The organism is Neobacillus canaveralius, from assembly GCF_047237705.1.
Lineage (GTDB): Bacteria > Bacillota > Bacilli > Bacillales > Cytobacillaceae > Neobacillus > Neobacillus niacini_K.
In genome coordinates this window covers 4,502,531-4,529,339 of record NZ_JBDFLL010000001.1, presented here as the reverse complement: position 1 = coordinate 4,529,339, position 26,809 = coordinate 4,502,531, and the positions used below count along the sequence as shown (strand labels likewise).

Here is a 26,809-nt window from a genome sequence, read left to right as displayed (position 1 = left end):
AATAGGATATGTTTTTAAAACGGTTGGACATCATTGGCTTTAAATCTTTTGCAGATCGTATTGGGGTGGATTTTGTTCAAGGAGTCACTGCTGTAGTTGGTCCGAACGGAAGTGGGAAAAGTAATATAACAGATGCGATACGCTGGGTTTTAGGCGAGCAGTCTGCTAAATCACTTAGAGGCTCTAAAATGGAAGATATCATTTTTGCAGGAAGCGATTCAAGAAAGCCGTTAAATTATGCGGAAGTGACCTTAACGCTGGATAATCAGGACGAAGGATTAGCCATTGATTACAATGAAGTAAGTGTAACGAGACGGGTCACCCGTGCAGGAGATAGTGAATATTTAATAAATAAACAGCCCTGCAGACTTAAAGATATTGTTGATTTGTTTATGGACTCGGGTCTTGGCAGAGAAGCGTTCTCCATTATCAGCCAAGGTAAAGTTGAAGAAATTCTCAATAGTAAGGCAGAAGACCGAAGAACGATCTTTGAAGAAGCTGCTGGCGTTTTAAAATATAAAAATCGCAAGAAAAAAGCAGAAGCTAAATTAATAGAAACACAGGATAATTTAAATCGAGTGAATGACATTCTTCATGAACTCGAAGGACAAGTTGAACCGTTAAAGATTCAGGCTTCCATGGCAAAAGATTATTTAGAGAAAAAGGAAGAACTTGAAAAAATCGAAGTAGCCTTAACGGTTTACGACATCGAAGATTTACACCAAAAGTGGACTCGTCTTTCAACCCAGCTTGCAGAACATCAGCAGGAAGAGATAAAGTTTTCGGCACAGCTGCAGGTAAAGGAAGCAAAAATAGAAGAAACAAGGGACCACATTGCTGCACTAGATGAGTCGATTACTGATTTGCAAAATGTTCTCCTTCATGCAAGTGAAGAACTAGAAAAATTAGAAGGCAGGAAAGATGTTTTAAAGGAACGCAAGAAAAACGCCTTTCAAAATAGAGCACAGCTTGAAAAAAGTATTGCTGAACTGACAGATAAAATCTCACAATTAAAACGTAACAAAGAAATTCAAGCTGACCTAGTTGATAAACTGACTGAACAGGTAAATACCCTTCAAACTCAGTTAAAAGAGAAACAGGGGAAATTGGCGTTATTTACTGAAAATATTGAAGAAAAAATTGAAACTTTAAAAAGTGAATATATTGAACTTTTAAATGATCAGGCTGGTGCGAAAAATGAGATTAAGTATATCGATCAGCAGCTAGAACAGCAAGAAACAAAGAGCGCACGCCTAGACACTGAAAATGTTAAGTTCATTGAGGAAAGACAAAAAGTTCAAAATAAAATATTACAGGTTCAAACAGCCTTAGAAGAGGTACAAAAAAGTCTTTCCAATCACGTAACAAGTTATAGAGAGAAGCAGCGCAAGCTCGAGAATGCGCAAAATAACTATCAAAAGCAAGAAAAGACTTTATATCAGGCTTATCAAATTCTTCAACAGGCGAAATCAAGAAAAGAAATGCTCGAGGAAATGGAAGAGGACTACTCTGGTTTTTTCCAAGGCGTAAAAGAAGTTTTGAAAGCACGGGAAAAAAGCTGCATGGCATTGAAGGAGCTATCGCTGAGCTTGTAACGGTGCCGAAGGAGTATGAAACTGCACTTGAAACAGCGTTAGGCGGAGCCTTGCAGCACATAGTCGTGGATACAGAACAAAATGCCCGTATGGCCATTCAATTCTTGAAACAAAATTCATTCGGACGAGCAACCTTTTTACCTTTAAGTGTTATTAAAGGCAGAGTGTTGTCTTCCTCACAACTTACATCTATTCAAAACCATCCTTCATTGGTAGGGAGTGCAGTAGATCTAGTAAGCTTTGATCCCAAATACTCTGAAGTGATAAGCAACCTTCTAGGTAACGTTGTCATCACGAAAGATTTAAAGGGTGCGAACGAACTGGCTAAAATCCTCCAGTATCGTTGTCGAATGGTTACTTTAGATGGAGATATAGTCAATCCAGGCGGGTCAATGACAGGCGGGGCACAAAAGCAAAAGACAAGTTCTTTATTGACTAGAAAAGGCGAGCTTGAAGAGTTGAAAGAAAAACTTATTATTATGAGTGGAAAAGCTACAAGTTTAGAAAGTCATGTAAAAGTATTAAAAGAGGATGTTAAAACACATGAATTAGAGCTAGAAGCAATGCGGAAGTTTGGTGAAGAACAAAGACAACAGGAGCAAACATTAAAAGGTGATTTCCGTGAAGCTGAATTTGAAGCGAAGAATATTAATGACAGGTTGAAAATCTATGACCTTGAAAAAGGTCAATTGATGGAAGAACAGAAAACCATAACAAACCGAAAAGCTGAACTCAATGAAGCAATTACCAGCTTTAAAGAAAAGATAGCTTCGCTTGATACTCAAATTGCTAAACTTACTGAACAAAAAACGAATGACATCTCATCAAAAGAAACACTGACGAAGGATATAACGGATTTAAAAGTCGAGTTTGCGGCAAAGAATGAGCAATTTGTAAATACAAAAGAACGTTTTGCAATGATTGTCGAAGAATTAAATGAGAGTCAAGAGCGATTTACGCTTTATAAAGAGGATCTTATGCTGCTAACATCTGAAATGGAGGGGAGCACTTCCGGCGAAGAACAGTTAGAGATTGCTGCAAGACGCAAGCAGCAGGACAAGGAAGAAACCATTTCGCTTATTTCATCAAGAAGGCAGGAACGGCTCCAAATGCATGCTGCACTTGAAGATGCTGAAATTGAGGCAAAAGAAATAAAGAGACTTCATAAAGGAATGGTTGAAGTTTTAAAGGATGAAGAAGTAAAAATTAACCGCTTAGATGTGGAACTTGAAACAAAACTTGCACATCTTAGAGAGGAATATTTACTTACTTTTGAGGGTGCGAAAGAACAGTATCCACTAGGCTTGCCGGTAGAAGAAGCTAGGAAAAAAGTAAAGTTGATTAAGCTGGCAATCGATGAACTGGGCAGTGTTAATATTGGTGCAATTGAAGAATACGAGAGAGTATCGGAACGTTATGAATTTTTAAATGATCAAAAGAACGACCTCCAAGAGGCGAAGGATACACTCTATCAGGTTATTGACGAAATGGATATTGAAATGAAAAGACGTTTTGAGCAGACGTTTTATGGTATTCGTGAGCAATTTGAACCTGTGTTCCGTGCGTTATTTGGTGGTGGAAGGGCAGATTTAAAACTTACTAATCCAGAGGATTTGTTAAATACGGGTGTAGAAATCGTGGCACAGCCTCCAGGCAAAAAGCTGCAAAACCTTGGCTTATTATCAGGGGGAGAAAGAGCATTAACAGCGATAGCACTGCTATTTTCAATATTAAAAATTCGCCCTGTGCCGTTTTGTATCTTAGATGAGGTAGAAGCAGCATTAGATGAGGCAAATGTTTTTCGTTTTAGTCAATATTTAAAGCGATTTAGTTCTGAAACACAGTTTATCGTTATCACTCATAGAAAAGGTACGATGGAAGAAGCGGATGTTCTATACGGTGTAACTATGCAGGAATCAGGTGTCTCAAAGCTCGTTTCGGTCCGACTCGAGGATACAAAGGAGCTTGTTGAAACTTAAATCTAAGGAAGTGAAGAAGAATGAGTTTTTTTAAAAAATTAAAAGAGAAACTAACGAAACAAACGGAGACAGTAACGGAAAAATTTAAAGACGGTCTCTCGAAGACAAGAAATAATTTCTCTGGTAAGGTAAATGACCTTGTGGCTAGATACCGCAAAGTAGACGAAGATTTCTTCGAGGAATTAGAAGAAATCTTAATACAGGCAGATGTAGGCTTTGATACGGTTATGAAGCTAATCGAAGAGTTAAAAATGGAAGTCAAACGTCGAAATATTCAGGATCCACAGGAAGTTCAAAGTGTTATTTCCGAAAAGTTGGTCGATATTTATAATGCGGGTGAGGAACAATCTTCTAAGTTGAATATACAAGAAGATGGGCTTACTGTTATTTTATTTGTCGGTGTTAATGGCGTGGGGAAAACAACAACCATTGGGAAACTTGGTCATAAGTTTAAAAGTGAAGGGAAATCTGTTTTATTGGCAGCAGGTGACACTTTCCGTGCGGGGGCAATTGAGCAGTTAGAAGTTTGGGGAGAAAGAGTCGGTGTAGACGTGATTAAACAGGCAGAAGGCTCTGATCCAGCAGCTGTTATGTTTGATGCAATTAAGGCCGCTAAATCTCGGAAAGTAGACATATTGATTTGCGATACTGCCGGACGTTTACAAAATAAAGTTAACTTAATGAAAGAGCTTGAAAAGGTAAAACGGGTAATTGAGCGCGAGGTACCAGGTGCACCACATGAAGTACTTCTTGTACTAGATGCGACGACAGGCCAAAATGCACTTATTCAGGCTAAGACATTTAAAGAGGTAACAAATGTGAGCGGAATCGTCCTTTCTAAATTAGATGGTACGGCAAAAGGCGGTATTGTTTTGGCGATTCGAAATGAATTGAAAATCCCAGTAAAATACGTCGGACTTGGTGAAAAAATGGATGATCTTCAAGAATTTAACGCAGAGCAATATGTTTATGGTTTATTTGCGGACCAAGTGGATAATGCTGTAAATTGATGTAAAGATATTTTCTTGACAGACTAGCAATGACTGTGTAAACTACATTTGTAAAGGCTTTTCACTTAACAAGGGGAGGTATACGCATGCTTGAAAAAACAACGCGAATGAATTATCTTTATGATTTCTATTATTCGTTGTTAACACCAAAGCAGCAAAGCTATATGTCTCTCTATTATTTAGATGATTACTCACTTGGAGAAATCGCTGAAGAGTACGATGTAAGCCGTCAGGCTGTATATGATAATATCAAACGTACGGAAGCCATGCTTGAGGAGTATGAAGAAAAGCTATTATTATTTCAGAAATTTCAAGAGCGCAGCAAACTATTAAGGCATGTAAAAGAATTGCTAAATGAAGAACACCCATCAAAGCAGGCAATGCTGGAAGTGGTTGCCGAGCTAGAGAAATTAGATTAGGAGGCGGCATGAATGGCATTTGAAGGATTAGCCGACCGACTGCAGAATACGATCCAAAAAATCCGTGGAAAAGGCAAGGTAACGGAAGCGGATGTAAAAGAAATGATGCGTGAAGTCCGCCTTGCACTACTCGAGGCTGACGTTAATTTTAAGGTTGTTAAAGACTTTGTAAAAAAAGTCAGCGACCGTGCAGTAGGACAAGAAGTACTAAAAAGCCTAACCCCTGGTCAGCAGATCATTAAAATTGTTAATGAAGAACTGACAGAATTAATGGGCGGTGAGCAAAGCAAGATCGCTGCCTCTAATCGTCCTCCTACTGTGATTATGATGGTGGGATTACAGGGTGCTGGTAAAACGACAACCACTGGAAAGCTTGCAAACCTGCTTCGTAAAAAATATAACCGTAAGCCAATGCTTGTAGCAGCTGATATCTATCGTCCTGCTGCGATTAAGCAGCTTGAAACCCTTGGAAAACAGCTGGATATGCCTGTATTTTCCCTTGGTGATCAAGTAAGCCCAGTAGAAATTGCCAAGCAAGCGATTGCGAAAGCGAAAGAAGAACATAATGATTATGTCTTAATTGATACAGCAGGACGTTTACATGTCGATGAAAACCTAATGGGCGAGCTGAAGGATATTAAGGAGCTTGCAAAACCTGATGAAATCTTTCTTGTTGTTGATGCAATGACTGGTCAAGATGCAGTTAATGTGGCCCAAAGCTTTAATGAACAGCTTGGTTTGACTGGGGTTGTCTTAACAAAGCTTGACGGTGACACACGTGGTGGAGCTGCGCTGTCTATTCGTGCTGTAACACAAACACCGATTAAGTTTGTCGGTCTAGGCGAAAAAATGGACGCTATTGAACCTTTCCATCCTGAGCGGATGGCCTCTAGAATTCTTGGGATGGGTGACGTTCTTACGCTTATTGAGAAGGCCCAGGCAAATGTTGACGAGGAAAAGGCAAAAGAGCTTGAGCAGAAAATGCGGACAGCCTCCTTTACCCTCGATGACTTTTTAGAGCAGCTAGGGCAGGTTCGTAATTTAGGTCCACTAGATGAATTATTAAAAATGATGCCAGGTGCTAACAAAATCAAAGGTTTGAATAATATTCAAATTGAAGAGAAACAAATTTCGCATGTTGAAGCCATCATTCGCTCTATGACCATGGAAGAAAAGACTCATCCTGAAATCTTGAATTCAAACCGCAAAAGAAGGATTGCCAAAGGAAGCGGCAGAACTGTTCCAGAGGTTAATCGTTTATTAAAACAGTTTGAAGATATGAAGAAGATGATGAAGCAAATGACAGGAATGCAGCAAAAAGGCAAGAAAAAAGGCGGATTTAAGTTTCCGTTTAAGCCGTTTTAAAGCTGAAAAAATTGGCAATACTACTGTAAAGAAAAAACACTTTACAAATGAATTAATAATTGATAATATACTATCTTGTGTGAAACTATTCGGAGGTGCTTATTTAAAATGGCAGTAAAAATTCGTTTAAAGCGTATGGGAGCTAAAAAGACTCCTTTCTATCGTATCGTAGCAGCAGATTCTCGTTCTCCTCGTGACGGACGTTACATTGAAGTTATCGGAACTTACAATCCAGTAGCTCAACCAGCTGCAATCCAAATCAACGAAGAATTAGCTCTTAAATGGTTACAAGATGGTGCGAAACCATCTGATACAGTTCGTAACCTTTTCTCTAACCAAGGCATCATGGAAAAATTCCATAATGCTAAGTTAAGCAAGTAATTGCTATGAAGCAATTAATTGAAAGTATTGTAAAGCCACTTGTTGATTTTCCAGAAGATGTTCGCGTGAATATCAACGAAGAGGATCAGCGAATCACATATTACCTTACTGTCAATAAGACAGATATGGGAAAGGTGATTGGCAAACAAGGGCGTGTTGCAAAGGCCATTAGGACTGTTGTATACGCAGCAGGATCTTCACAACAAAAGAAAATTTTTCTAGAAATTGGTGAATAGCTTTTTGCATCTAGATGAAAGGGAGGAATCAGATTCCTCCCTTTTTTGCTATCATGAAAACAGAGGATGAAGGAGGAAGCAATTTTATGCAACTTATTCAAACTGTTATCGTAAAGCAAATCTTAACGGAGCAAAGCAAACAAAAGCTGCTTGAAAAATATTTTGCAGGCAAACTGCAAATGCAAAAAGAATATGAGCAGCTTCACTTTGAGTTAAAAAAATTAGAAAAGGCGAAGAAATATCAAGCAAGCGCGCTGAAAACTCATTTTGAAAAAGAACTGAAAAAACGTCATGATAAAGAAAAGCTGTATGAGTTTCAAATCGAACAACTACATATGCTACCATTAGGCAGTGAATTAAAAGAAAAAGAAGTGCAGGCACTTGTTGAAGTAAATGTTGGCGACAATTGGGAAGAAGTAACAGGGCATCGTACGATCATCATTAAAAACGGTATGATTGAGGAAATAAGATAGAGGTGACAAGCATTATGGAAAAATGGTTTAATGTTGGCAAAATCGTCAATACACACGGAATTAGAGGTGAGGTCAGGGTTATTTCTAAAACTGATTTCCCCGAGCAACGCTACAAAGTAGGGAATACATTGTATTTATTTATGCCAGGATCTACTAAGCCGATCGAATTAACGGTAAAAACCCATCGTACTCACAAAAACTTTAATCTTTTAACCTTTGAAGGGTTTGAAAATATCAACGAGGTTGAAAAGTTTAGAGATGGGATCCTAAAGGTTCCAGAAACGCAGCTAGGTAATCTTAAGAAAGATGAGTATTATTACCATGAGATTATTGGCTGCCTCGTTGCTACAACTAGCGGTGAGGAAATTGGTAAGGTTACCGAGATACTCTCCCCAGGGGCAAATGATGTATGGGTAATTAAATCTCCTGGTGGCAGGGAAATATTGATTCCTTATATTGAAGATGTTGTGAAAAAAGTGGATGTGAAGGAAAAGGTAATCTTAATTGAGCCGATGGAAGGGCTGCTTTCATGATGAAAATAGATGTACTTACATTATTTCCTGAGATGTTTTCAGGTGTATTAGGACATTCCATTCTACATAAAGCAGCTGAAAAATCAGCAGTTCAATACAATGTTGTCAATTTCCGGGACTACGCCGATAATAAACATCAGACTGTTGACGATTATCCCTATGGTGGTGGCGCAGGAATGGTATTAAAGGCACAGCCGCTATTCGACGCTGTTGCGGCATTAAAGGAACAAGCGGAAAGTGATCGGACAAGAGTGATCCTGCTTTGCCCTCAAGGAAAAACATATGACCAAAAAACAGCAGAGGAATTGGCGCAGGAAGAGCACCTGATATTTGTTTGCGGTCATTATGAGGGCTATGATGAAAGAATTCGTGAACATGTGGTAACAGATGAAATCTCAATAGGAGATTATGTCTTAACCGGCGGTGAGCTTGGAGCAATGGTAGTGATTGATAGCGTCGTCCGTCTTTTACCTGAAGTCTTAGGAAATCAAGAATCACATATGAAAGATTCATTTAGTACTGGCCTATTGGAGCATCCGCATTATACACGTCCTTCTGATTTTCGAGGCATGAAGGTTCCTGAGGTCCTGCTGCAAGGTAATCATAAATTAATTGAAGAGTGGAGAAACAAAGAAGCTTTAAGACGAACATTACTTAGAAGACCTGACTTATTAGAAAAAATAGAATTAACCAAGGACCAGGAAAATTGGCTGAATGAAATAAAAAAAGAATACGAGTAGTTATTGCATGGAGTTGTCTTTTGTGTTATGATACTTCTTGTGACTTGAGCTGATTAACGTATTCAGTATGGTCTTATAACGATGTTCCGCTGCAATGTAGAAGGATAGTAGATATGCATGAGCGTCTGTTGGAAGGAGTTGAAAACGATGCAAAAATTAATTGAAGAAATCACAAAAGAACAACTTCGTTCTGATCTACCTGCGTTCCGTCCTGGTGACACTGTACGTGTACACGTTAAAGTTGTCGAGGGTACTCGCGAGCGTATTCAGTTATTCGAAGGTGTAGTGATTAAGCGTCGTGGTGGTGGAATTAGCGAAACTTTCACAGTTCGTAAGGTTTCTTACGGAGTAGGCGTTGAGCGTACTTTCCCTGTACACACACCTAAAATTGCGAAGCTTGAAGTATTGCGCCGCGGTAAAGTTCGCCGTGCTAAGCTATACTACTTACGTAAGCTACGTGGTAAAAAAGCTCGTATTAAAGAAATTAGATAATAAAAGAAAGAGCTTGCTCTGCAAGCTCTTTTTTCGTACATACAGGATTATATCCCCATTAAGAAATAATATTAAAGTTTGATTAAAAAGTGCAGCCCCACGTGTTTAATAAATAATTTTTATGTAAAATAAGAAGATAGCAAACATTTTTTTGTGATTGGCGGGGAACAGACATGATAAAAAAGAAAAATGAACTTTGGGAATGGACGAAGGCACTTTTAATTGCTGTTGCACTGGCAGCTGTCATTCGTTACTTTCTTTTTGCACCTATTGTAGTAGACGGGCTATCCATGATGCCGACGCTGCAACATCAAGACCGTATGATAGTAAATAAGCTAAGCTATAATATAGGTGAACCAAAACGATTTGATATTATCGTCTTCCATGCGCCGGAACAGAAGGATTACATAAAAAGAGTAATTGGGCTTCCCGGCGATCGTATTGAATATAAAGATGATACATTATATGTTAATGGAAAAGCATATGAGGAACCTTACTTGGATGAATATAAGAAGAAAGTGGAAGGACCTCTAACCGATCCTTTTACACTTGAAGAAACACCTGTAGGTACTGAGACAGTCCCAGAGGGTGAATTGTTCGTAATGGGCGATAATCGTCGCTTCAGTAAAGATAGCAGACATATCGGTACAATCGCATTGGATAAAATAATTGGTAAAACAAGTATCGTTTACTGGCCAATAAAAGATGCGCACATCTTGAAATAACATAGGAGGTGACTGCTTTGACGATCCAATGGTTTCCAGGCCATATGGCAAAAGCTCGAAGAGAGGTCACGGAAAAATTAAAGCTAGTAGATATAATCTACGAATTAGTGGATGCAAGAATTCCTTATTCATCCCGCAATCCGATGATTGATGAAATTATTCAGCATAAACCGAGGCTGGTTCTCTTAAATAAAGCCGATCTTGCTGATAAAGCAATCACGAAAGAATGGATTGCCTACTTTGCAGCAAAAGGAATAAAAGCAATAGCCATTAATTCTCAAGCTGGAGAAGGTATGAAGGATATTGTAAAGGCATCCCATGAAATCTTAAAGGAAAAGTTTGATCGTCTAAGAGCAAAAGGTGTAGTAAACCCTAGAGCCATTCGTGCCATGATAGTTGGTATTCCTAATGCAGGAAAGTCAACATTAATTAATCGGCTTGCAAAGAAAAACATTGCAAAGACAGGAAATATGCCAGGAGTAACAAAAGCCCAACAGTGGATTAAAGTCGGTAAAGAGTTGGAATTGTTAGATACACCTGGAATACTCTGGCCAAAATTTGAAGACCAGGAGGTTGGAAAAAAATTGGCTGTTACTGGTGCAATCAAGGACACCCTTCTCAATTTGCAGGATCTGGTTGTCTTTTCAATTAAATTTTTAGAAGAACATTATCCAGAGAGATTGAAGGAACGATACCATCTTGAATCAGTCCCAGAAAACGTGGTCGAAATGTTTGACCAAATTGGAGAACTTAGAGGCTGTCTTGGATCCGGTGGGATTGTCGATTACGATAAAGTTTCAGAGCTAGTCATTAGAGAAATAAGGTCTGAAAAATTCGGACCGCTGACATTTGAAAGACCAAGCGATATTATCGATAAAGCTGAAAAAAAGTAAACATTAAAGAAACTCTCTCACATGGAGAGTTTTTTGTTTATTTTTGGTCATTGTATTTAATCCTAGTGCAAGGTATGATTTACAACGGGTGAAGAAAATGAAACTATCTACAATTGCAGAAATAGAACAACAGCTTAATAACATAAAGACTAAGAGTGATCCTTTTTTTAAAAGAATTCAGCAGGATGAGCGTAAAGGAGTTCAACAATTAATACATAGATGGCAAAAGAGGATGGAACAGGAAAGACAGCTTCATGAAAAGTTTAATGAAATGAAGGTTTACGAAAACAAATGGCAGGCGCAAGGATATAAATATATAGCAGGTGTGGATGAAGTTGGCAGGGGCCCGCTGGCAGGACCGGTAGTGGCAGCAGCAGTTATTTTGCCTGAGGATTTTTTCTTAGCAGGTATAGATGATTCAAAAAAGATTTCAGAAAAAAAGCGCAATGAATATGATGAGATCATCAGAAGAGAAGCGATTGCAGTTAGTGTTGCAATGATTGACGCTGATGAAATTGATAGAGTCAATATCTATGAGGCTACAAAAAAGGCGATGATTGCTGCGATTGCATCTTTAGACCCCAATCCTGAAGTTTTGCTGATTGATGCGATGAAGCTTGAAACACCTTTTGTAGTTGAATCTATCATTAAAGGAGATGCAAAGAGTGTGTCTATCGCTGCTGCTTCCATCGTAGCGAAAGTTGCAAGAGACCGCTTAATGGTTGAATTATCAACACAATTTCCTGAATATGGGCTTCAACAAAATATGGGGTATGGCACAAGGGAACATATACAAGCCATTCAGAGGCATGGCATTACACCTTACCATCGAAAGAGCTTTGCGCCAGTAAAAGATTGGGTGTTGGATAAATAACAAAACAAGCAAAACTAGCTTGTTTTGTTATTGTTAGAAAATAATAAGTTGTCATATTTTGGTTTGTATTTTTATGAAAACGCTTTAATTATAGGGTTTAACTATTCATAATATTATGAGGAATATAATTTTTTTGTGCATAACTGTGGACAAGGTTTCAGTCATTCTATAAAATGAAAACGGAGTCAATTTTTTGAAGAGTTTGATAGGAGGATGGGAAATGAATATCCATGAGTATCAGGGGAAAGAAATCCTCAGAAAATACGGGGTAAGTGTTCCTAATGGCAAAGTGGCATTCACGGTTGAAGAAGCTGTAGAAGCTGCAAAGGAATTAGGCACACAAGTTTGTGTAGTAAAGGCACAAATCCATGCTGGCGGTCGAGGTAAAGCCGGCGGAGTTAAAGTTGCTAAAAGCCTTGATGAAGTGCGTACATACGCTAGTGAAATCCTAGGAAAAACATTGGTTACACACCAAACTGGTCCTGAAGGAAAAGAAGTTAAGCGTCTTTTAATTGAAGAAGGCTGCGACATCAAAAAAGAATACTACGTTGGTCTTGTATTAGATCGTGCTACTTCAAGAGTTGTACTTATGGCTTCTGAAGAAGGCGGTACAGAAATTGAAGAAGTAGCTGAAAAAACTCCGGAGAAGATCTTCAAAGAAGAAATTGACCCGGTCGTTGGCTTAATGCCTTATCAGGCGCGTCGAATCGCATTCAATATTAACATTCCAAAAGAGCTTGTTAATCAAGCTGTTAAATTCATGATGGGCTTATACAGTGCTTACATCGAAAAGGATTGCTCGATTGCTGAAATCAACCCATTGGTGGTAACGGGTGATGGAAAAGTAATGGCGTTAGATGCAAAGTTAAACTTTGACTCAAATGCTTTATATCGTCAAAAAGACGTGCTTGCTTACCGTGATCTTGAGGAAGAAGATCCAAAGGAAATCGAAGCTTCTAAATATGATTTAAGCTATATATCTTTAGATGGAAATATTGGCTGTATGGTTAATGGTGCCGGACTTGCTATGGCAACAATGGATATTGTTAAGCATTATGGCGGAGACCCGGCGAACTTCCTTGATGTTGGGGGCGGTGCTACAGCCGAGAAGGTTACAGAAGCATTCAAAATTATCCTTTCTGATCCTAACGTAAAAGGTATTTTTGTAAATATTTTTGGCGGAATTATGAAATGTGATGTCATTGCTGAGGGTGTAGTCGAGGCTGCTAAGCAGGTTCAACTAAGCGTGCCTCTTGTTGTTAGACTTGAGGGAACCAACGTTGATTTAGGTAAGAAAATTCTTGCTGAGTCTGGTTTAGCCATCACTCCTGCAGAATCAATGGCTGACGGTGCACAAAAAATCGTTTCACTTGTGAAATAGGATCGAAAGAAAGGGGAATTAACGTGAGCGTTTTTATTAATAAAGATACGAAGGTAATTGTTCAAGGGATTACAGGTTCAACTGCCCTTTTTCATACAAAACAAATGTTAGAATACGGAACACAAATCGTTGGTGGAACCACTCCTGGTAAAGGCGGCATGGAAGTAGAGGGAGTCCCTGTATTTAATACAGTGAAAGAAGCTGTTACTGCTACAGGCGCTACTGCTTCTGTTATCTACGTTCCAGCACCGTTTGCAGCGGATGCGATTATTGAAGCTGTTGATGCAGAATTAGACTTAGCTATCTGTATTACGGAGCATATCCCAGTATTGGATATGGTAAAGGTAAAACGTTATATGGAAGGCAAGAAGACTCGCTTAGTTGGTCCGAACTGCCCAGGTGTTATTACAGCTGATGAATGTAAAATTGGTATCATGCCTGGTTACATTCATACAAAAGGTCATGTAGGGGTTGTTTCTCGTTCTGGAACACTAACATATGAAGCGGTTCACCAGTTAACACAAGCAGGAATTGGTCAAACTACTGCTGTTGGAATTGGTGGAGACCCTGTTAACGGTACAAACTTCATCGATGTTTTAAAAGCATTTAATGAAGATCCGGAAACATATGCTGTTATCATGATCGGTGAAATCGGCGGTACTGCTGAAGAAGAAGCAGCTGAATGGGTTAAAGCAAATATGACTAAACCAGTTGTTGGATTTATTGGTGGGCGTACTGCTCCTCCTGGAAAGCGCATGGGCCATGCTGGTGCGATTATTTCTGGTGGTAAAGGAACTGCTGATGAAAAAATCCGTGTTATGAATGAGTGCGGAATTAAAGTGGCGGATACACCATCAGTAATGGGTGAAACTTTAATTGAAGTATTAAAAGAACAAGGCATATACGATAAGTGTAAAACACACTAAAATAGTAGAAATAGTCCCTTATCACAGAGGGACTATTTCTTATTTATTCTTTGACTTTGTTAAAGTTAGAGGCTGATTGTTGCAATCTGTTGATTTGCGCGGAAGGCACGAAGACTCCTGCGGGAGGACGGGGTAGGGGAGACCCCACAGGCGCTTCAGCGCCGAGGAGGCTCCCCGCACCGCCCTAAGGTCCGCGAAGTGCCTGGAGCGCAAATCAACAGACAAATTTAATACAGCTTACTTTTTACTAATGGAGGTTTATAATGGATGATTTTAGAGTAAGACTTATAGCTTTGCTTCACCATTCGGGGATGTCCTGGAGTAAAGTTATGCAATTTATGAAAAAGGACCCATCTCTTCAATCGGCTATACATGATGAATCACAATTCTGCCAATATAGTTTATTCCCTTCTTCAACAAACTCCATCTCAAAAAGCATACCTTCCTTAACATCCATTCAATTTGAAAACATTTCCCAACAAATCGAACAATATGAAAAGAACGGCATTAAGGTTATTACGATATTTGATGAAAATTATCCCAGTTTGTTAAAAGAAATATATCAGCCGCCATGGGTATTATTTGTAAAAGGTGATCTATCTTTGCTTGAGATACAGCCGAAGCTCGCTGTGGTAGGTTCGCGGAAAGCAACTCAATATGGCAAGAATGCCATCCGTTTAATGTTCCCTCCATTGGTGGAAAAGGGAGTAGTTATTGTGAGTGGTTTAGCGAATGGTATCGATACACTTGCACATCAGTATGCAATGAAAAATGGAGGTAAAACGATTGCAGTTATTGCAGGAGGAGTGTATCATATCTATCCAAAGGAGAATGCTGAATTAGCAAAGGAAATGATGAAATCACAGCTGGTCATTTCCGAGTATCCCCCAGATACGAAACCATTGCGATGGCATTTCCCAGCACGTAATCGAATCATCAGCGGATTATCAAATGGCACATTTATAATAGAAGCAAAACGAAAAAGTGGATCCCTCATTACAGCTAATTATGCAGTAAATGAGGGGCGTGAGGTTTTTTCACTACCAGGAAGTATATTTAATCAAAACTCACTAGGTACAAATGACCTCATCAAGCAAGGCGCAAAGCTAGTTATGAGCAGCGAGGATATTTTAGAAGAACTTCGGTTATAACTTTAATGTCAAAAAATATATCAATGAATTTTTCGTTTTTTGAAGGTTTTTTCTGTATTCTTAGAGAATGATGGTAAAAAAGCTTGAAATTATTTCTAATATGTTATACATTTTCCAACAGATATTCGAAAAAAAGTATGTGTAAATAGGAATATTTTGGCGTATTATTATCATTAACTAGTTGTAAACGGTTTCGATGTCATTGACATCAATAGTTATTTGTTTAAAAATAAGAGGTATTCATGATGATACACTATCCACTTTTCTTAGGAATAATTATATAAAAGGATAAATTTAGGGATAAGGCATTTTTGTAAAGTATTTTCACAGGACCGAATTTAAAAATTTGGAATTTAGGAAATCTTCTCAAATTGTAAGCGGGTCTGGTCATTTTCAGATTGCTTTCACATTTCTAATATCCCCTTGAGGAGGATTATTTGCATGTCAGAGTTTCTTGTAATTGTAGAATCACCTGCAAAAGCGAAAACAATTGAACGCTATTTAGGAAATAAATATAAAGTAAAAGCATCTATGGGGCACGTACGTGATTTGCCTCGTAGCCAAATGGGAGTCTCCAAAGAAAACAACTTTGAACCCAAATACATTACCATCCGCGGTAAGGGACCAGTGTTAAAGGAATTAAAAACCGCGGCAAAAAAAGCAAAGAAAGTTTATCTCGCGGCTGACCCGGATCGCGAAGGGGAAGCAATTGCATGGCACTTAGCACATAGCTTGAATGTTGATATCCATTCAGACTGCCGGGTTGTATTTAATGAAATAACCAAGGAAGCAATCAAAGAATCTTTCAAACACCCGCGGCCAATCAATATGGATTTAGTTGATGCACAGCAAGCAAGACGGGTATTAGATCGTCTGGTTGGTTATAACATTAGCCCGCTTTTATGGAAAAAGGTCAAAAAAGGATTAAGTGCAGGACGCGTTCAATCGACTGCGGTCCGATTAATTATCGATCGAGAAAACGAAATTAAAGCATTCACTCCTGAAGAGTATTGGACGATTGAAGGAGAGTTAGTCAAGGGGAAAGATCATTTTAGTGCTCTTTATTTCTCCCTAGCTAACAAGGAAAAAACAGAACTAAAATCGGAACAGGATGTTGAAGAAATTCTAAAACAAATGGAAGGCGATAATTTCAAGGTGGTTTCGGTAACGAAAAAGGAGCGTAAACGAAATCCTTCTCCACCATTTATCACCTCTTCACTTCAGCAAGAAGCGGCTAGGAAACTTAATTTCCGTGCTAAGAAAACAATGATGCTGGCACAGCAGTTATACGAGGGAATTGAACTTGGCTCAGTTGGAACAGTTGGTCTTATCACCTATATGAGAACAGACTCAACCAGAATATCTGAAATTGCACAAAAAGAGGCAGCAGATTATATCCGTAATGAATATGGCGAGGAATACTTAAAAGAAGAACAAAGAAAAGAGAAAAAACAGACAAATGCACAAGACGCTCACGAGGCTATCCGCCCGACAAGCACCCTGCGTGATCCAAATAGTTTAAAGCAATTTTTATCTAGAGACCAATTGCGGTTATATAAATTAATTTGGGAGCGATTTTTAGCCAGTCAAATGGCACAAGCTGTTATGGATACAATGAGTGTTGATTTACAAAATGGAAATGTCCTATTCCGTGCTACTGGTTCAAAAATCAAGTTTCCCGGATTTATGAAGCTATATGTGGAAGGTTCAGATGATCAAGTTGAGGAGCGGGACAAAATGCTTCCAAATCTACAAGAAGGCGATGTTGTTTTTAAGAAAGACATTGAACCAAAACAACATTTTACACAGCCGCCTCCTAGATATACGGAAGCGCGTTTAGTGAGAACACTTGAAGAATTGGGCATAGGACGACCATCCACATATGCCCCAACCCTGGACACAATCCAAAAACGAGGGTATGTGGCACTTGATAATAAAAGGTTTGTCCCTACTGAGTTAGGTGAAATCGTGGATGAATTAATTCTAGAATTCTTTCCTGATATTATCAATGTTGATTTTACCGCCAAAATGGAGCAGGATTTAGACAATGTTGAGGATGGTAAAGTACGCTGGGTTGATATCATCGATGGTTTTTATCAGGAATTTGAAAAGCATCTTGTGATAGCTGAAAAAGAAATGCAGTCTGTAGAAATAAAAGATGAACCCGCCGGTGAGGATTGTGAGTTATGCAACAGCCCGATGGTGTTTAAAATGGGCAGATATGGTAAGTTCATGGCGTGCAGCAATTTCCCGGACTGCCGGAATACAAAAGCCATCGTAAAAGAAATTGGCGTTACCTGTCCTAAATGTAAAGAGGGAAATATCATTGAACGTAAAAGTAAGAAGAAAAGGATCTTTTACGGCTGTGACACGTTTCCAGCGTGTGAATTTATTTCATGGGATAAGCCTTTACCAAGAGCTTGTCCGAAATGTGAAGGTACGCTGGTAGAAAAGAAATTAAAAAAAGGTGTCCAAGTACAATGCACAGAATGTGATTACAAAGAAGAACCACAAAGCTAAGGGTGAGCAAAGCTCACTCTTTTCTATTTATTTCAATCCAGCTCCAGCGCCTAGGGGCTCGAGGTCATAAGCCAATCCGTCAAGAAGGTTAAAGAGCGCAACCTTCATGCCGGCTCGTCTTATGCCTGTCGCCCCTGTTCAAGGCGCTTCCGCTTTTTTGTTAAAACATAAAACTTTTTTGTTTTTGATTCGTATAGTACAATGCAAGATGGGCTAAAAAGAGGGAAAAGTAATTAAAGTAAAGATTGAAGCAAGATTCATGGCATCTGCTTTGAAATTCAGGAGGTAAACATATGAACGATGTAACAATAAATGTAATTGGTGCTGGTTTGGCAGGAAGCGAAGCTGCGTGGCAGATTGCTAAACGTGGTGTTAAGGTCCGCCTTTATGAAATGAGACCTGTGAAACAAACACCTGCACATCATACCGATAAGTTTGCAGAGTTGGTATGTAGTAATTCCTTAAGGGCAAATACCCTAACAAATGCAGTCGGTGTGTTAAAAGAGGAAATGCGATTGCTTGATTCTGTTATCATTGCTGCTGCGGATGCGTGCTCTGTCCCTGCAGGTGGTGCCTTGGCAGTAGACCGTCATGAGTTTGCGGCTAAAGTGACAGAAATGGTAAGAAATCATGAAAATGTAACAGTCATTAATGAAGAAGTGACGGAAATTCCTGAGGGAATAACGGTAATAGCAACGGGTCCATTAACAAGTCCTGAATTATCCACCCAACTAAAGGCTTTAACGGGCGAGGATTACCTTTATTTTTATGATGCTGCAGCACCAATTCTTGAAAAAGAAAGTATTAATTTGGATAAGGTTTACCTAAAATCACGATATGATAAAGGTGAAGCGGCATACTTAAACTGTCCAATGACGGAAGAAGAGTTTAACACCTTTTACGAAGCGCTGGTTGCAGCAGAAACCGTTCCATTAAAGGAATTTGAAAAGGAAATCTTCTTTGAAGGCTGTATGCCGATCGAGGTTATGGCACAAAGAGGAAAGAAAACGATGTTATTTGGTCCGCTAAAGCCAGTTGGTTTAGAAGATCCAAAAACAGGGAAAAGACCCTATGCGGTTGTACAACTGCGTCAAGATGATGCTGCAGGTACCCTTTATAATATTGTTGGTTTCCAAACGCATTTAAAATGGGGTCCGCAAAAAGAGGTAATTCAGTTAATTCCAGGACTTGAAAATGCAGAAATTGTTCGATACGGGGTTATGCACCGTAATACTTTTATTAATTCACCAAAGGTACTTAAAGCTTCGTATCAATTTAGGGAACGTGAAAATTTGTTCTTTGCAGGGCAGATGACAGGTGTGGAAGGATATGTTGAATCGGCTGCAAGTGGATTAGCTGCTGGAATAAATGCTGCTAGATTAGCTTTGGGGAATGAGCCTTTAGAGTTTCCTGTTGAAACGGCAATTGGGAGCATGGCAAGATATATTACTACAGCTAACGCAAAGAATTTCCAGCCAATGAATGCTAATTTTGGACTATTTCCAGAACTGCCTGAAAAAATTAAGGGAAAACAGGAACGAAATATGCAGCATGCTAACAGAGCGTTGGAAACAATTCAGAACTTTGTGAAAGTTTTGTAAAATTTATTGCAAGGGATTAAGAAGTGTGTTACGCTTTAGTAGCCTTTGTGAGGTTGACATATTAATAAATGTGACTGTTTTATTAACATTACCTAATAACCATTTACACTTGGTGCAAACTTAATCACAATATACAATTGGACAACCCCGATATGCTTAGCGTAATTACCTTTTGTTCATGGGTGAACAAGTGGATTGAATCGATACAATTGAAACGTATATGCCCATATATAAAAGGGAATAAATGAATAAAGTTTTCATACTATTCTAGTGTAATGCACATGTCTACTTAAGACAATCTCTTGTTACATAGGTCTGCTAGTAAAATGCAAGAGGAGGAGAAATGATGAACGAATTTCATGCCACAACGATATTTGCAGTCCATCATAATGGTCAATGTTCAATGTCTGGTGATGGTCAAGTCACATTTGGTAATGCAGTAGTGATGAAGCACACAGCAAAAAAGGTAAGAAAGATATTTAATGGAAGAGTATTAGCTGGTTTTGCCGGATCTGTAGCAGATGCTTTCACTCTATTTGAAATGTTTGAAGGCAAATTAGAAGAATATAATGGTAACCTCCAACGAGCTGCTGTTGAGCTTGCAAAACAGTGGAGAAGTGATAAGGTCCTAAGAAAGCTAGAAGCCATGTTAATTGTCATGAATAAAGAAGATTTACTCCTTGTATCAGGAACAGGTGAAGTAATTGAGCCTGATGATGGAATTCTAGCAATCGGTTCAGGTGGAAATTATGCGCTTGCAGCTGGACGTTCTCTAAAGAAATATGCAGGTGATCATCTTACTGCAAAAGAAATTGCAAAGGCTTCTTTAGAAATAGCTGCTGAAATTTGTGTATATACAAACCATAACATTATCGTGGAAGAGCTCTAACGGGAGGGAACCTACAATGGCTAAAACAGATAACCTAACACCGCGTCAAATTGTTGAAAGACTTGATCAATATATAATTGGTCAGAAGGACGCAAAAAAAGCAGTTGCGGTTGCGCTAAGAAATCGATATAGACGTGGTTTGTTAAATGAAAAACTCCGAGAAGAAATTATTCCTAAAAATATTTTAATGATCGGTCCAACGGGTGTTGGTAAAACAGAAATTGCTCGGAGAATTGCGAAGCTGGTTGGTGCGCCATTCGTTAAAGTGGAGGCTACTAAATTTACTGAAGTCGGCTATGTTGGACGTGATGTTGAATCTATGGTACGGGACCTCGTTGAAACATCTGTCCGATTGGTTAAAGAGGACAGAATGTTAGCTGTGAAGGAACGTGCTGAGGAAAACGCAAATGCCAGGCTGGTTGATTTACTAGTTCCATCTGCAAAAAAAGCGCAAAATTATAAAAACCCGCTTGAAATGTTATTTGGCGGCGGTAATACAGCTCCTGAGCAGGATACCCATCAAGAAGATTACTCAGTAACCGAAAAACGTAAAATTGTTAGGGAGAAACTTGCGCTCGGTCAGTTAGAGGAAGAAATCGTGACAGTAGAAGTCGAAGAACAAACACCATCTATGTTTGATATGCTTCAGGGTTCTGGGATGGAACAAATGGGTATGAATATGCAAGACGCACTTAGCAACTTTATGCCTAAGAAACGTAAGAAAAGGAAATTAACAGTTCGCGAGGCGAGGAAAGTATTAACGAATGAAGAAGCTGCAAGATTAATTGATATGGATGAGGTTACTACAGAAGCTGTTTATCGTGCTGAACAAACAGGTATCATCTTTATCGATGAAATTGATAAAATTGCAAGCAGAAATTCAGGCGGTTCTTCTGCAGACGTGTCGCGCGAAGGTGTGCAGCGGGATATTTTACCAATTGTTGAAGGTTCAACAATTGTTACGAAATATGGCTCCATCAGAACGGATTATATTCTTTTTATTGCAGCTGGTGCTTTTCATATGTCAAAACCATCTGATTTAATCCCAGAGTTACAGGGACGGTTACCAATTCGGGTTGAATTAACGAAATTAACTGTTGACGATTTCTTCAGAATTTTAATTGAACCTGATAATGCATTAATTAAACAATATCAAGCATTATTAGAAACAGAAGGTATACAAATTGAATTTTCTGACGATGCTATTCGTAGAATAGCTGAAGTTGCTTTTGAAGTGAATCAAAATACAGATAATATTGGGGCTAGAAGACTTCACACGATTCTAGAAAAACTACTAGAAGACTTGTCGTTTGAGGCACCTGATATTTTAATGGAGAAGATTACGATTACTCCACAATATGTAGATGATAAGCTTGGAGCGATATCTAAAAACAAAGATTTAAGCCAATTTATCTTATAATGATAGAACAATAAAACTTAATAATGGTTCTGAGTTAATTAGGAGGAAGAAACAGATGGATTTACTTACAAAAACTAGAAAAATTAATGTGTTACTACAAAAAGCAGCAGGAAAACCAGTAAACTTTAAAGAGATGTCTGAAACACTAAGTGAAGTCATTGAAGCAAATATTTTCGTTGTCAGCCGTCGTGGGAAGCTTTTAGGCTTTGCTATTAATCAGCAAATTGAGAATGAACGTATGAAGAAAATGTTGGAAGATAGACAATTTCCAGAGGAATATACAAATGGTCTATTTAGCATTCAAGAAACATCATCAAACCTTGATGTGGATAGTGCATATACTGCATTCCCAGTTGAAAACAGGGAACTATTCCGCGAAGGCTTAACGACAATTGTTCCAATTATTGGCGGCGGGGAACGCCTTGGCACATTAATTCTTGCAAGATTGCAAGAAAAGTTCCACGATGATGACCTTATCCTTGCTGAGTATGGAGCAACAGTTGTCGGAATGGAAATTTTACGTGAGAAGTCAGAAGAAATCGAAGAAGAAGCAAGGAGCAAGGCAGTTGTTCAAATGGCCATCAGTTCACTATCTTATAGCGAGCTTGAAGCAATCGAACATATCTTTGAAGAGTTAAATGGCCACGAAGGCTTACTTGTTGCTTCAAAGATTGCAGACCGTGTTGGTATTACACGTTCCGTTATTGTTAACGCTCTAAGAAAGCTAGAAAGTGCTGGTGTAATCGAATCTCGTTCCCTTGGTATGAAGGGTACTTACATCAAAGTTCTTAATGATAAATTCCTTGTTGAATTAGATAAATTAAGATCCAACTAATATAGTTATAAATAAATCTCCAGATAATCTGGAGATTTATTTTTTTCTAAAGTAAAACTTGATTGTTATCTTCACATATGCTATATTATTTAACGGTGTTATTACACACGCTTGTTGATTTAACAGCCGGTGCTGTAAATACAGTTGCTGTTCAAATATGAGACAAGCGGAGGAAAACGAAACCATAGGAGGAAAATAACATGTCAGTAATTTCAATGAAGCAATTGCTTGAAGCTGGTGTACACTTCGGACACCAAACTCGCCGTTGGAACCCTAAAATGAAGAAATATATCTTCACAGAGCGTAACGGTATCTATATCATCGACCTACAAAAAACAGTTAAGAAAGTTGAAGAAGCTTATAACTGGGTAAAAGATCTTGCTGCTAATGGCGGAACGATCCTTTTTGTTGGTACTAAGAAACAAGCTCAAGATTCTGTTAAAGAAGAAGCAGCTCGTTCAGGTATGTACTTTGTTAACCAACGTTGGTTGGGTGGTACTTTAACTAACTTTGAAACAATCCAAAAGCGTATTGGTCGCTTAAAAGATATCGAAAGAATGTCAGAAGACGGTACTTTCGAAGTATTACCTAAAAAAGAAGTTGTTCAACTTAAGAAAGAACAAGAACGCCTTGAGAAATTCTTAGGCGGAATCAAAGATATGAAGCAGCTTCCTGATGCACTATTCATCATCGACCCTCGTAAAGAGCGTATCGCAGTAGCAGAAGCTAAAAAGTTAAACATTCCTATCGTAGGTATTGTTGATACTAACTGTGATCCAGATGAAATCGATGTTGTAATTCCAGCTAACGATGATGCAATCCGTGCTGTTAAACTATTAACTGGTAAAATGGCGGATGCTATCTTAGAAGCTAAACAAGGTGAAGAAGTAGCACAAGAAGCGTAAGATATCGATCTATTTCAAAAGGTGATAAGAGGGAGACCCTTTATCACCTTTTTTTAAGAAATGTTTATCTTAACCTGGAATGGCTAAGATAGTAGTATAGTACATAGTTTAAGGAGGAATTTATAATGGCAGTTACTGCTCAAATGGTAAAAGAACTACGCGAAAAAACAGGCGCAGGCATGATGGATTGTAAAAAGGCGTTAACAGAAACTAATGGTGATATGGAAAAAGCTATTGACTTCTTACGTGAAAAAGGAATTGCTTCAGCTGCGAAAAAAGGTGACCGTATTGCTGCAGAAGGCTTAACATATGTTGTTGCTGAAGGAAACAATGCAGTTATTTTAGAAGTAAACTCTGAAACAGATTTCGTTGCGAAGAACGAAGCATTCCAAAATCTTGTAAAAGAACTAGCTGCACACTTGCTTGCTAACAAGCCGGCAACTGTTGAAGAAGCTTCTGCTCAAACTATTAATGGAGTGACTGTTGCAGACTATATCAATGCTGCTATCGCTAAAATTGGTGAAAAATTATCACTTCGCCGCTTTACAGTAGCATCAAAAACTGATAATGATGCATTTGGTGCATACCTTCACATGGGTGGACGTATTAGTGTATTGACAGTACTTGAAGGTACAACTGATGCAGATGCAGCGAAAGATATTTCAATGCACATTGCTGCTCTAAGACCTTTATATGTTTCTCGTGACCAGGTTTCTCAAGAAGAAGTTGAACGTGAGCGTCAAGTGTTAACTACACAAGCACTTAACGAAGGAAAACCAGAAAAAATCGTAGAAAAAATGGTAGAAGGCCGTCTTGGAAAATATTTCGAAGATGTATGCTTACTTGACCAGACTTTTGTTAAAAACCCTGACCAAAAAGTTCGTCAGTTTGTTGAATCAAAAGGTGCCACTGTTCGTGAATTCGTACGTTACGAAGTAGGCGAAGGTATTGAAAAGCGTGAAGACAACTTCGCTGAAGAAGTTATGAACCAAGTTAATAAAAAGTAATTGGTTGTAAGCATGTTACACAAAATATGTTTTGAATAGGGAACACGTTGTGTTCCCTATTTTTAAAGTTTTTTTATAATAATATACATAATAAGGAGGTTCATATGAGCGGTCCTAAGTACAAACGTGTCGTTCTAAAACTAAGCGGGGAAGCACTTGCTGGAGAATCAAGCTTCGGTATTAAACCTTCCGTTATTAAATCAATCGCTGGACAAGTAAAGGAAATTGCAGAACTTGGTGTTGAGGTGGCAGTTGTTGTTGGCGGTGGTAATATATGGCGTGGTAAAATAGGTAGTGAAATGGGAATGGACAGAGCAACTGCTGATTATATGGGTATGTTAGCCACAGTTATGAATTCGCTAGCGCTGCAGGACAGTTTAGAGCACCTTGGTATTGAATCTCGCGTTCAAACCTCAATTGAAATGCGTCAAGTTGCAGAACCATATATTAGACGTCGTGCAATGAGACATTTAGAAAAAAAGCGAGTAGTTATTTTTGCTGCTGGTACAGGAAATCCTTATTTCTCCACAGATACAACTGCTGCACTCCGAGCGGCTGAAATTGATGCTGAAGTAATATTAATGGCAAAAAACAATGTTGATGGTGTCTATTCAGCTGATCCGCGTTTGGACCCTAATGCAACAAAATATGATGACCTCACTTTCTTAGATGTAATTAAAGAAGGCTTGGCTGTTATGGATTCAACTGCATCATCATTATGTATGGATAATGATATTCCACTTATTGTTTTTTCTATTATGGAACAGGGTAATATTAAACGTGCTGTTATGGGTGAAAAAATTGGAACAATTGTTAGGGGGAAATTTTAATGCCAAAACAAGTGGTTTCAGCTACGAAGGATAGAATGCTTAAAGCAATACAAGCATATACTCGTGAGCTTGCTAGTATACGTGCAGGGAGAGCAAGTGCTTCTTTATTAGATAGGATTACAATTGATTATTATGGAGCACCTACACCTGTGAATCAAATGGCTGGAATTTCTACACCAGAAGCGCGACTACTTGTCATCCAGCCTTATGACAAAACTATTCTAGGTGATATTGAAAAGGCAATTCTTAAATCTGACTTGGGGTTAAATCCTTCAAATGATGGTCAGGTCATCAGACTTGCCATTCCTCAATTGACAGAAGAACGCCGTAAAGAGCTAGTGAAATTAGTAAAGAAAGAATCTGAAGAGGCGAAAGTTGCTATCCGTAATATCCGTCGTGACGGTAACGACGACTTGAAGAAGTTGGAGAAAAACGGTGAAATAACAGAAGATCAACTTCGTGGTTATTCAGATGATATTCAAAAGCTTACTGACGAACATATAAGTAAGATTGATCAAATAACAAAAGACAAAGAAAAAGAAATCTTGGAAGTTTAATTATTTTGAAGAACCCTCTTTTCAGGGGGTTTTTTCACTATTTTTATCTAAAAAATAACTTAAAACAGATTGTAGAACTTCATTCTTATTTCTTGTCCTAATACATAAATTAATTAGAAGAAGATATATTTTTACTTTTTTGGTATGATAAAAGCATGCGAAAATCAGCATTCTTCATATATATATCAACACAGGCTCTGTGGGCATGATCTATTATCGGAGGAAATGATTATCTTAATTTGGAGGAGCAATGTTATGTTTAATAAAATAAGGCTTTGGAAGAATCAAAATAATAACTCTTCCACACTCCGAGAAAATATAGAAAAGGTTAGACAATTGCCGGTACCGGAACATGTAGCGATTATTATGGATGGCAATGGGCGTTGGGCTAAGAAGAGAGCTTTGCCACGGATTGCTGGACATCATGAAGGTATGAAGGTTGTGCGAAAAATAACGAAGTTAGCAAATAATCTTGGAATAAAAACACTTACGTTATACGCTTTTTCAACAGAAAATTGGAAGCGGCCAAAAAATGAAGTAGACTATTTAATGAAGCTTCCAGAGGAATTTTTAGGAACCTTTCTGCCAGAATTAATTGAAGAAAATGTTCAAGTGGCGATGATGGGTTATAAAGATCAACTTCCGGTACATACATTACATGCAATTGAAAAAGCAATTGAGGATACAAAGGGCAATGATGGTCTAGTATTAAATTTTGCGCTTAACTATGGAAGCAGATCCGAAATTATTGATGCGACCAAAAAAGTCTTAAATGATTATAAAAGTGGAATACTGAAAGAGAGCGAGTTAAACGAAGAGGTATTCTCTTCATATCTAATGACTTCCAACCACAAAGACCCCGATTTATTGATCCGGACTAGTGGAGAAATACGCCTAAGTAATTTTATGTTATGGCAATTAGCCTATTCGGAGTTTTGGTTTACGGATGTATTATGGCCGGATTTTAGAGAAAAACATCTAATTGAAGCTATTGAAGTATTTCAGAATCGTCAACGTCGATTTGGCGGTATTTAAGAACTCTCTCTCAAGTCCTATAAAGGTGTTGAAATTT

At 38.5% G+C, this 26,809-nt stretch carries 25 protein-coding genes and 1 pseudogene; all 26 read left to right on the top strand.

Features of this window, described 5'->3' with window-relative positions:
* Positions 1-8: 8 nt before the first annotated feature.
* The 26 genes and pseudogenes from smc (at position 9) to uppS (ending at position 26,772) form a co-directional block, all read left to right on the top strand.
* Positions 9-3,574, top strand: a pseudogene (smc, locus tag ABC255_RS22065) (chromosome segregation protein SMC).
* Between the two features lie 20 nt (positions 3,575-3,594).
* Entirely contained in the window at positions 3,595-4,584 is a 990-nt protein-coding gene (gene ftsY / locus ABC255_RS22060; RefSeq protein WP_335532762.1) for a signal recognition particle-docking protein FtsY, read from the top strand.
* An 86-nt stretch (positions 4,585-4,670) separates the two neighbouring features.
* A complete protein-coding gene (locus tag ABC255_RS22055) occupies positions 4,671-5,003 on the top strand; it encodes a putative DNA-binding protein (protein ID WP_179597207.1) in 333 nt (110 codons plus the stop codon).
* A 12-nt stretch (positions 5,004-5,015) separates the two neighbouring features.
* Positions 5,016-6,368 carry a signal recognition particle protein gene (gene ffh, locus ABC255_RS22050; RefSeq protein ID WP_335532760.1) on the top strand — a complete coding sequence of 451 codons (1,353 nt, stop codon included), beginning with the start codon at positions 5,016-5,018 and terminating at the stop codon, positions 6,366-6,368.
* Positions 6,369-6,476: 108 nt separating this feature from the next.
* Positions 6,477-6,749 carry a 30S ribosomal protein S16 gene (gene rpsP / locus ABC255_RS22045; protein WP_034675715.1) on the top strand — a complete coding sequence of 91 codons (273 nt, stop codon included), beginning with the start codon at positions 6,477-6,479 and terminating at the stop codon, positions 6,747-6,749.
* A gap of 5 nt (positions 6,750-6,754) precedes the next feature.
* Positions 6,755-6,985 carry a KH domain-containing protein gene (locus tag ABC255_RS22040; RefSeq protein ID WP_412996903.1) on the top strand — a complete coding sequence of 77 codons (231 nt, stop codon included), beginning with the start codon at positions 6,755-6,757 and terminating at the stop codon, positions 6,983-6,985.
* Between the two features lie 86 nt (positions 6,986-7,071).
* Positions 7,072-7,458 (top strand): YlqD family protein, encoded by a 387-nt coding sequence (locus ABC255_RS22035; protein ID WP_412996901.1) that lies wholly within the window; start codon positions 7,072-7,074, stop codon positions 7,456-7,458.
* A gap of 14 nt (positions 7,459-7,472) precedes the next feature.
* Positions 7,473-7,991 carry a ribosome maturation factor RimM gene (gene rimM, locus ABC255_RS22030; RefSeq protein ID WP_412996899.1) on the top strand — a complete coding sequence of 173 codons (519 nt, stop codon included), beginning with the start codon at positions 7,473-7,475 and terminating at the stop codon, positions 7,989-7,991.
* Positions 7,988-8,731: a tRNA (guanosine(37)-N1)-methyltransferase TrmD gene (trmD, locus tag ABC255_RS22025; RefSeq protein WP_412996897.1), complete on the top strand. Its 744-nt coding sequence runs from the start codon at positions 7,988-7,990 to the stop codon at positions 8,729-8,731. Before rimM ends, trmD begins: the two co-directional genes overlap by 4 nt.
* 147 nt (positions 8,732-8,878) lie before the next feature.
* Positions 8,879-9,223: a 50S ribosomal protein L19 gene (gene rplS, locus ABC255_RS22020; RefSeq protein WP_034675704.1), complete on the top strand. Its 345-nt coding sequence runs from the start codon at positions 8,879-8,881 to the stop codon at positions 9,221-9,223.
* Positions 9,224-9,396: 173 nt separating this feature from the next.
* A complete protein-coding gene (lepB, locus tag ABC255_RS22015) occupies positions 9,397-9,948 on the top strand; it encodes a signal peptidase I (protein ID WP_412996895.1) in 552 nt (183 codons plus the stop codon).
* Positions 9,949-9,965: 17 nt separating this feature from the next.
* Entirely contained in the window at positions 9,966-10,841 is an 876-nt protein-coding gene (gene ylqF / locus ABC255_RS22010) for a ribosome biogenesis GTPase YlqF (protein ID WP_335532748.1), read from the top strand.
* A gap of 97 nt (positions 10,842-10,938) precedes the next feature.
* Positions 10,939-11,715: a ribonuclease HII gene (locus ABC255_RS22005; protein ID WP_412996893.1), complete on the top strand. Its 777-nt coding sequence runs from the start codon at positions 10,939-10,941 to the stop codon at positions 11,713-11,715.
* A 220-nt stretch (positions 11,716-11,935) separates the two neighbouring features.
* Positions 11,936-13,096 carry an ADP-forming succinate--CoA ligase subunit beta gene (sucC, locus tag ABC255_RS22000; RefSeq protein ID WP_412996891.1) on the top strand — a complete coding sequence of 387 codons (1,161 nt, stop codon included), beginning with the start codon at positions 11,936-11,938 and terminating at the stop codon, positions 13,094-13,096.
* Positions 13,097-13,119: 23 nt separating this feature from the next.
* Entirely contained in the window at positions 13,120-14,022 is a 903-nt protein-coding gene (gene sucD, locus ABC255_RS21995) for a succinate--CoA ligase subunit alpha (RefSeq protein WP_412996890.1), read from the top strand.
* Between the two features lie 263 nt (positions 14,023-14,285).
* Positions 14,286-15,173, top strand: a complete 888-nt coding sequence (gene dprA / locus ABC255_RS21990; protein WP_412996888.1) for a DNA-processing protein DprA — start codon at positions 14,286-14,288, stop codon at positions 15,171-15,173.
* Positions 15,174-15,614: 441 nt separating this feature from the next.
* Positions 15,615-17,693, top strand: coding sequence for a type I DNA topoisomerase (topA, locus tag ABC255_RS21985; RefSeq protein ID WP_412996886.1), 2,079 nt, complete (start codon positions 15,615-15,617; stop codon positions 17,691-17,693).
* 293 nt (positions 17,694-17,986) lie between these two features.
* A complete protein-coding gene (gene trmFO / locus ABC255_RS21980) occupies positions 17,987-19,294 on the top strand; it encodes an FADH(2)-oxidizing methylenetetrahydrofolate--tRNA-(uracil(54)-C(5))-methyltransferase TrmFO (protein ID WP_412996884.1) in 1,308 nt (435 codons plus the stop codon).
* Positions 19,295-19,640: 346 nt separating this feature from the next.
* Positions 19,641-20,183 (top strand): ATP-dependent protease subunit HslV, encoded by a 543-nt coding sequence (hslV, locus tag ABC255_RS21975; protein WP_179597183.1) that lies wholly within the window; start codon positions 19,641-19,643, stop codon positions 20,181-20,183.
* Positions 20,184-20,199: 16 nt separating this feature from the next.
* A complete protein-coding gene (hslU, locus tag ABC255_RS21970; protein ID WP_412996882.1) occupies positions 20,200-21,603 on the top strand; it encodes an ATP-dependent protease ATPase subunit HslU in 1,404 nt (467 codons plus the stop codon).
* Positions 21,604-21,658: 55 nt separating this feature from the next.
* The gene (codY, locus tag ABC255_RS21965) at positions 21,659-22,438 is read left to right on the top strand and encodes a GTP-sensing pleiotropic transcriptional regulator CodY (protein ID WP_335533581.1); all 780 of its coding nucleotides are present in this window, start codon (positions 21,659-21,661) and stop codon (positions 22,436-22,438) included.
* A gap of 200 nt (positions 22,439-22,638) precedes the next feature.
* Complete coding sequence (gene rpsB / locus ABC255_RS21960; protein ID WP_034677043.1) at positions 22,639-23,343, top strand: 30S ribosomal protein S2; 705 nt, start codon at positions 22,639-22,641, stop codon at positions 23,341-23,343.
* A gap of 125 nt (positions 23,344-23,468) precedes the next feature.
* Positions 23,469-24,350: a translation elongation factor Ts gene (tsf, locus tag ABC255_RS21955; RefSeq protein ID WP_412996879.1), complete on the top strand. Its 882-nt coding sequence runs from the start codon at positions 23,469-23,471 to the stop codon at positions 24,348-24,350.
* Positions 24,351-24,454: 104 nt separating this feature from the next.
* A complete protein-coding gene (gene pyrH / locus ABC255_RS21950) occupies positions 24,455-25,180 on the top strand; it encodes a UMP kinase (RefSeq protein ID WP_335533579.1) in 726 nt (241 codons plus the stop codon).
* A complete protein-coding gene (frr, locus tag ABC255_RS21945) occupies positions 25,180-25,737 on the top strand; it encodes a ribosome recycling factor (RefSeq protein WP_412996877.1) in 558 nt (185 codons plus the stop codon). The genes pyrH and frr overlap by 1 nt, the downstream gene beginning before the upstream one ends.
* Before the next feature lie 255 nt (positions 25,738-25,992).
* Complete coding sequence (uppS, locus tag ABC255_RS21940) at positions 25,993-26,772, top strand: undecaprenyl pyrophosphate synthase (RefSeq protein WP_412996875.1); 780 nt, start codon at positions 25,993-25,995, stop codon at positions 26,770-26,772.
* The last annotated feature ends 37 nt before the right edge of the window (positions 26,773-26,809 follow it).